General features: G+C 36.6%; 2 protein-coding genes. Both read right to left on the bottom strand.

What is annotated here, in order from left to right; all coding sequences use genetic code 11:
* Positions 1-42: 42 nt before the first annotated feature.
* A complete protein-coding gene (locus tag CER22_RS31005) occupies positions 43-924 on the bottom strand; it encodes an IS3 family transposase (RefSeq protein ID WP_142293623.1) in 882 nt (293 codons plus the stop codon).
* An 8-nt stretch (positions 925-932) separates the two neighbouring features.
* A complete protein-coding gene (locus CER22_RS31000; RefSeq protein WP_088610504.1) occupies positions 933-1,229 on the bottom strand; it encodes a transposase in 297 nt (98 codons plus the stop codon).
* Positions 1,230-1,302: the final 73 nt, after the last annotated feature.

Below are 1,302 nucleotides of genomic sequence, written 5' to 3'. Positions count from 1 at the left end.
TGAAGTGACCCCTGTCAAGTAGACAGTATTCAAAAAACACAACTAAGCAACCTGAGTTCTATATTTATATGGACTCAGGTTATTTAGTTTCTTTTGGAACCTTTGGTGATTATAAAAGTGTATATATTTGCGCACAGCAAACTTAACCTCATCAGCTGTGCGGAAAGAGTATAAGTGAAAACACTCTGACTTAAAGTGACTGAAGAAGCTTTCTATACAAGCATTGTCCCAACAGTTTCCCTTTCTGGACATACTAGCCTTCATCTGATATTTTTTGAGTAGTTGATTATATTGACGAGATGTGTACTGGAACCCCTGATCACTATGCAGGAGAATCCCTTTCACGTTTCGTTTTTTTCTTGCCTTTTTAAGTGTGTCTAGTACTAGTTTCAGGTCATTTCTACGGCTAATTTCATAGGCAACAATTTCATTGTTGTATAGGTCTTTAATAGCGGATAAGTACAATCTCTGTCCATTGAAAATCAAATAGGTAATATCTGTTACCCATTTTTCGTTTGGTTTGGAAGCTTGAAAATCCCTGTTCAGATGGTTATCTGAAATCACGTAAGCCTCTTTCTTCCCGTAATAAGGTCGTTTTCTCCTAATAATGGCTTTGATACCTAGTTCACCCATCAACCTTTGTATACGTTTGTGATTAAAATGAAGGTTATAAGTGGCTTTCAGCCAAACTTGTACTCTCCTGTATCCATAAATCCCTTTAAGTTTTTTATGACACTCCAATATCTTCTTTTTTATTTCGGTATCCTCCAATTGTTTTTCAGAAGGCGTCAACTGTCGCTTTATCGATTTGTAGTACCCACCTCTAGTTACTCCAGCGATATCACATAGAATGGTAACTGCATAACCTTTTTCTGATAGCCCTTTGATGGCTTCAAACTTCTTCGTTTTTGGTACAGATTCCACTCCTCCTTTTACATCCCTAAGAGCTTTTTTAACATTTCATTCTCCGCTTCTAATCGTTTCATTTTAGCTTCTGGATCTTCTGGATTGGTTTTTGGTCTACCTATACCTGGACCTGTCGTTTTACCACGTTTTTCTTCTAGCCCTTTGATACCTTCAGCTTCAAAGTGTTTCACCCAACGTCTTACTACCGAGTGATCAATTCCTAATTCTTTAGCAACCGTTTTGTATCCCATTCCTTCTTTCAAGTATAAATCTACTGCTTTTTTCTTAAATTCTATATCATAAGTTACTCTAATTTTGCCCATAGAAAAATCCCCTCCATAGTAAACAGATTAATGTGCTTTCTTTTTACTGTCTACTATAAGGGGATCATATCAT

Source organism: Bacillus sp. K2I17 (genome assembly GCF_002209985.1).
In the GTDB taxonomy this organism is placed as follows: Bacteria; Bacillota; Bacilli; order Bacillales; family Bacillaceae_G; genus Bacillus_A; species Bacillus_A wiedmannii.
Note: the sequence above shows the minus strand (reverse complement) of the source record. Positions and strands in the feature narration are given on the sequence as shown.

Coding starts and splice junctions, on each gene's coding strand:
- CER22_RS31000 (WP_088610504.1), bottom strand. CDS start 1,229: ATGGGCAAAATTAGAGTAACTTATGATATAGAATTTAAGAAAAAAGCA.